The 6,017-nt window shown below is 75.0% G+C and carries 5 protein-coding genes; 1 reads left to right on the top strand and 4 read right to left on the bottom strand.

The annotated features are described in order from the left end of the window. The 4 genes from ABD323_RS38940 to ABD323_RS38925 form a co-directional block, all read right to left on the bottom strand. The coding region (locus tag ABD323_RS38940) for a serine/threonine-protein kinase (RefSeq protein ID WP_344446836.1) at positions 1-1,061 on the bottom strand (1,061 nt) is incomplete at its 3' end. Further along, on the bottom strand, positions 1,061-1,666 hold the full coding sequence (locus tag ABD323_RS38935; protein WP_344446835.1) for a hypothetical protein: 606 nt from the start codon (positions 1,664-1,666) through the stop codon (positions 1,061-1,063). The genes ABD323_RS38935 and ABD323_RS38940, both read right to left, overlap by 1 nt. 15 nt (positions 1,667-1,681) lie before the next feature. Continuing rightward, positions 1,682-4,129 carry an ABC transporter ATP-binding protein/permease gene (locus ABD323_RS38930; protein WP_344446834.1) on the bottom strand — a complete coding sequence of 816 codons (2,448 nt, stop codon included), beginning with the start codon at positions 4,127-4,129 and terminating at the stop codon, positions 1,682-1,684. Between the two features lie 10 nt (positions 4,130-4,139). After that, entirely contained in the window at positions 4,140-5,552 is a 1,413-nt protein-coding gene (locus tag ABD323_RS38925; protein ID WP_344446833.1) for a sensor histidine kinase, read from the bottom strand. A gap of 260 nt (positions 5,553-5,812) precedes the next feature. Between ABD323_RS38925 and ABD323_RS38920 the strand changes: the two genes are divergently transcribed. Next, a partial coding sequence (locus ABD323_RS38920; RefSeq protein ID WP_344446832.1) for a hypothetical protein occupies positions 5,813-6,017 on the top strand: 205 nt, incomplete at its 3' end.

The raw sequence follows: 6,017 nt of genomic DNA, 5'->3' as shown, positions 1-6,017 counted from the left end.
GCCGCCACCGGACGGACGGGCGTCACCGCCGGCCCGGGCGTCACCGGCTCCGGCGTGACGGGCCCCCGCGTGACGGGCTCCGGCGTGACGGGCTCCGGCGTCACCACCGCGGCCACCGCCGGTGCGGGCGGCACCGACGGCTCGGCCGGGATGCCGAGGTCTCCCGGCAGCACCACCTGCGTCGGCGTGGCGCCGCCCGTCGGCCCCCCGCCGCCGGCGGCCCGGGCCCCCGCCCGCCGCAGCGCCCCGACGAACCCCGCGCAGCTCTCGTACCGCCCCTGCGGCTCCTTCGCCAGCGCCCGCGCCAGCACCTCGTCCACCTCGGGTTCGAGGCCGGTGCCCGGCGGCGCGTCGTGCAGGTGCGCCCAGAGCAGCGCCATGTCGTCGTCGCGCTCGAACGGCGGACGGCCGGTCAGCACCTCCTGCACCACGCACGCCAGGCTGTACACGTCGCACCGACCGTCCACCGGCTTGCCCGCGATCTGCTCGGGCGCCACGTAGTCCAGCGTGCCGACGAACTGGCCGACGGTGGTGAAGCCGGTCAGCGAGAGCGACTTCTTGGTCAGCCCGAAGTCGGTCAGGTAGATGTGCTCGGGGTGCTCGCTGTCGGTGCCCTCGGCGACCAGGATGTTGCCGGGCTTCACGTCGCGGTGCACCAGGTCGTGGGCGTGCGCCGCGTCCAGCGCCGAGGCCACCTGGCCCATGATCCGCACCGCCCGGGCCACCGGCAACGGTCCCTCGCGGTCGAGCAGTGCCCGCAGGTCGCGGCCGCGCACGTAGCGCATCGCGATGAAGAGCACCCCCTGCGCCTCACCCGCCTCGAAGACCGGCACGATGTGCGGGTGGTCGATGGAGGCGGCGATCCGCGACTCGTGCTCGAAGCGCTTGCGGAAGACGTCGTTGCGGGCGAGCTCGGGGGCCAGCACCTTGACCGCGACGGTCCGCCCCAGCCGCAGGTCCTCGGCGCGGAAGACGACCGCCATGCCGCCACGGCCGATCTCGCGCTCCAGCCGGTAGCCGGCGATCCGGCGGCCGATCAGGTCCGAGGGGACGGTGGACATCAGGAACCGTCATCCACCCGCGCGCCGGCCTCCGCGACCTGCCCGGCCGCCGGCCGGTCGGGGGCGTACGGCGGCACGCGGTCGGGGGTGTACGGCGGCGGGCGGTCCGGCCGGACGGCGCCCTGCGGGGGCGCGGCCACCGCCGCGTACGTCTGCAGCCGGCTGCCGTCGCAGTAGTACCAGCGGCCCTCGTCCAGGTCGAGCAGCCAGGCGTCCGGCCCGTCCAGCACCGCGCCCACCCGCACGTCGCCGGCCCGGGCGCGGAAGGCCTCCAGGGTGATCCGCCCGGCGGCCAGTTCGTCCAGCAGCCGGCGGTAGGCGGCCAGCGCCATCTCCAGCCGGGCCAGCAGCGGGCGCGGGTCCTGCCCCTCCACCAGCGGCGCGCCGGCCGGGCCGTGCGGCAGACCCACCAGCAGCCGCCCGTCCACCCAGGTCGACCAGCCGTTGGCGCAGACCGCCAGCGCCCAGTCGCCGCGCACCTCCGTCACCCGCACCGGCAGCAGCGGGTCGAGCCGCGCGGAGGGCCGGGCGGGGTCGGGGGCGGCCCAGGTCGGTAGCCCGCCGGGCGGCACCACATGGGTGGGTTCGAACTCCGCCTCGTCCACCGGTCCCACCCCCGATCACCGCCGCATGACGGCCGGTTCGTGCCGCCGCAGCAGCTGCGCGACGATCACGCCCAGGACGACCGAGAGGGCCACCAGCATGCCCATGTCCAGCAACCAGACCTTCTCGCTGTGCCGGAAGAGCGGGTCGCTGGTCAACGTGCCCGGCACGATGGCGTGCAGGTCCACGGTGGCGGCCATCGCCCCCAGCGCCCAGCGTGAAGGCACCAGCCAGGAGAGCTGGTTGAGCCCGGGCACGCCGTTCAGCCGCAACAGGGCGCCGCAGAAGACCACCTGCACGATGGCCAGCAGCACAAGCAGCGGCATGGTGACCTCCTCCTTGTTCACCAGCGCCGAGATGAACAGCCCGAGCATCATCGCGGTGAAGGCCAACAGGGCCACCGCCAGGGTGATTTCGAGCAGCGGTGGCAGGAAGACCCCGCTGCCGCCCTGGGGCCGCAACCTCACCCCGGCCAGCGCGACCATGGTGAGCACCACGGCCTGCACGACCGTGACCGTGCCCAACACCACCACCTTGGAGCAGAGGTAGGCCGATCTGGACAGGCCCACCGCCCGCTCGCGCTGGTAGATCACCCGTTCCTTGACCAGTTCGCGCACCGCGTTGGCGGCGCCGATCAGCACGCCGCCGACGCAGAGGATCAACAGGGCGTTCAGTCCGGTGTCCTGGGTGAGGGTGCCGCCGGCCAGCGCGCGGCCCATGACGCCCATCACGAAGGGCAGCGCGATCATGACGGCCAGGAAGGTCCGGTCGGCGGTCAGCGCGGTGGCGTACCGGCGGACCAGGGTGCTCAGTTGGGAGTGCCAGCGCTGCGGCATCGGCTGCGCGAGCGCGGGCCGGTCGGCCGCGGGCGGCGGGTGCTGGACGGACTCGGCCATCGGCGCCACGTAGCGCCGGTAGGGCGCCGAGGTGCGGAACTGGCCGGCCCAGTCGCGGTTCTCCTCGGTCTCGAAGGCCTCGAAGGCCTCCGGCCACTGCGAGTAGCCGAAGTACGGCAGGCTCTCGGCCGGCGGCCCGTAGTAGGCGGTGTGCCCGCCGGGGGCGAGCAGCAGCAGCCGGTCGCAGACGTCCAGGCTGAGCACGCTGTGGGTGACCACCACGACGGTGCGGCCGTCGTCGGCCAGGTCGCGCAGCATGTGCATCACCGAGCGGTCCATGCCCGGGTCGAGGCCGGAGGTGGGCTCGTCCAGGAAGAGCAGGGAGGGCTTGGTGAGCAGTTCGAGGGCGACGCTGACGCGCTTGCGCTGACCGCCGGAGAGCCGGGAGATCACCAGGTCCGCGCACTTGTCCAGGCCGAGTTCGCCGATCACCTCGACGATCCGGGCCTCCCGCTCGGCGGGGGCCGTGTCGCCGGGGAAGCGCAACTCGGCGGCGTAGCCCAGCGCCCGGCGCACGGTCAGCTGGGTGTGCAGGATGTCGTCCTGCGGCACCAGCCCGATCCGGCGGCGCAGTTCGGCGTAGTCGCGGTAGAGGTCGCGGCCGTCGTAGCGGACCGTGCCGCTGTCGGCGGGGCGCAGACCGGTGAGCGCGTTCAGCAGCGTGGACTTGCCCGAGCCGCTGGGCCCGGCCACCGCCAGCAGGCACTTCTGGCCGACCGGGAAGGTGATCTCGTCCAGCAGTCGGCGACCGCCGGCCACCGTGACCACCAGGCCCTCGACGTCCAGCGTGACGTCCCCGGTGTCGACGAACTCCTGCAACTGGCCGTCGACCAGGCAGAAGACCGAGTGGCCGATGCCGATCAGGTCCCCGGGGGCGACCTCGGCGGTCAGCACCGGCTGCCCGTTGAGGTACGTGCCGTTGTGGCTGCCGAGGTCGGCGATCTCGAACCGGCCCTCGCCCCGGGCGCGCAGTTCGGCGTGCCGGCGGGAGACTTCGAGGTCGTCGACGACCAGGTCGTTGCCGGGCGCGCGGCCGATCCGCACCGTCCGCTCCGGCAGCGGGTGGACGCTGGTCGGCGGCCGGAAGGAGCCGGTGATCGGGGTGAGCGCGCTGGGACGCGGCCCCGCGGGACGGGCGGGAGGCGCCACGGCCCGCGCGGGGGCGGGGGCGGGGGCGGGGGCGGGGGCGGGGGCGGGGGCGGGGGCGGGGGTAGGGGCCGGAGCGGGTGCGGGGGCACGAGCGGGTGCGGGTGCCGCGCTGAGGGCCACCTGGGGGCCGTCGCCGGGGCTGCCGAAGCGGATCACGCTGCCGTCGCCGACGTCGAGGTGGCCGATCCGGCGACCCGCCACGTAGGTGCCGTTGGTGCTGTCCAGATCGTCCAGCGTCCAGTGGCCGTGGTCGACGTGCAGTAACGCGTGGTGCCAGGAGACCCGGGGGTCGGCGAGTTGGATCTCGCTGACCGGGTCACGGCCGACGTGGTAGGAGCGGCTCGGGCTGAGGAGCTTCGAGTCGCCGGCGGTCTGCAGGACCAGCTGCGGCGCGCTGGGCGCGACCTGTCGCTCTCCCATACCACCGAGGTTAGCCCGCCGGGCGGCCCGCAGCGATCGGTGGCTCGGCGGGGTCCGGGGTGGCGGGGGCCGGGGCGTCGGCCTCGGCGGGCGCGGGGGTGGGTGCGGCCGCGGGCACGGGTGCGGGTGGCGGTGGCGGTGCGGGCAGCGGTGGGCCGATCGGGATGGTGAAGTGCACCTCGAAGCCCCGCCCGCCCGTGAGCGGCGCGGCCCGCAGCTCCCCGCCGTACAGCCTGACGCGCTCGCGCATGCCGATCAGCCCGTGTCCGCCACCGGGCAGGTTCGGCGCGCTGACCGGCAGCGGGACGCCGCCGCCCGAGTCGGTGATCCGGCCGGTGAGGCGGTCGCGCCCGTAGTGCACGGCCAGCACCACCTCGGTCGGGCCGGCGTGCTTGAGCACGTTGGTCAGCGCCTCCTGGACGATCCGGTAGGCGCACAGGTCCACCCCGGAGGGCAGCGCCCGCCGGACACCACTGAGCCGGACCTCGGTGCGCACACCGGCGGCCTCCACCCGCTCCACCAGGTCGCCGAGGCGGGCCAGTCCGGGCGTCGGGCGCAAGGAGTCGCCCGGCGGGTCGAGACCGTCACCGGGCGGCAGCCGCAGCACCTGCAGCAGGCTGCGCATCTCCTCCAGGGTCTCCCGGCTGGTCTCGGCGATGGTCCGCAGCGCGGTCCGGGCGGTCGGCGGGTCCGAGCTGAAGACGTAGTCGGCCAGCCCGGCCTGCACCGAGATCACCGACAGGTGGTGGGCGACCACGTCGTGCAGCTCCCGGGCGATCCGCAACCGCTCCTGGGTGACCGCGTGTTCGGCACGGGCCTCCTGCTGCTCGGCCAACTGCTGCGCGAGGTCGCCCAGCTGACGATTGCGTATGCCCAACTCGCGCTCGTGACGCCCGAACCGGGTGAGGATGGCCGGGATCACCAGTGCCTGCGCGATGACCGAACCCATGTCACTCTGCGCGTTGTCCAGGCCCGCGCCGATCCAGATCGCGGCGATCACCGCGCCGCCGACCGCGGTCGCCGTGGCGCCGCGTCGCACGGAGACCGTGTAGAAGGCGACGAACGGACCGGAGTTGTCCACCACCGGCCAGAAGCCGTCGGCGATGTAGAGGATCCAGAAGGCGCCTGCGACCATCAGCACGGTCATCGGGAACCGCCGCCGGCCGACCAGCACCAGATTGACCGCGCAGGTGAGCAGGTAGCCCTCGGTGTTCAGCGGCCGCCAGCCGTGCGGCGGCCTCTCGTGGCCGAGCAGCACGCTGACCACCGTCAGCGCCACCGCGATGCCGACGTCGGTCACCCACGGGCGCCACACCACCCAGCGCGCGCCGCAGCCCGCACCCAGCCCCGCCCCCGGCCCCGCCGCGACCACCCCCGCGCCTTCCTCCCCGCCGCTGCGGCCACCCACCGCGTTCCGCTGCACCCTAGTTGCTCGAACGGTGCGGAGCGAGGGCGGGCGGGTGACGGCAGGTGATCACCGGTCACCTGGCGTGATAGCGTCGTCACGGAGCGCGCACGAACAGCGCGTGCCGGCTCGCGCGCGACGGCGCACGACCGCGCGCGTCGATGCGGGCGCTCCCGCCGCCCCGCTGCGGGAAACCCTGACGGCCCCGGCGCGGGAGGGTTCCGCGGGGGCCGGCGGCGCGCACCGACCGACCCGCACCTGCCCCACGATGAGGACCGATGCCACGGATCAGCACGGGCTCGCCCGGCATGCCCGACGACACGTCACCTCCTCCCGGCGACGCCGCCCCCGCCCCCAACGCGCCGCTGAGCGGCGTCCGGTTGACGGTCGAGGGCGCCGGGACGGCCGTCGCGCTGGCGGCCCGCCAGCTGCGCGCGCTCGGCTGCACCGGCGACGGCGAGGCCGCCGACCGGACCCGCGGCG

This window comes from Kitasatospora nipponensis (assembly GCF_039528135.1).
Taxonomy (GTDB): Bacteria; Actinomycetota; Actinomycetes; order Streptomycetales; family Streptomycetaceae; genus Kitasatospora; species Kitasatospora nipponensis.
The sequence above is the reverse complement of the archived record's forward strand: the minus strand, read 5'-3'. Positions and strand labels throughout refer to the sequence as shown.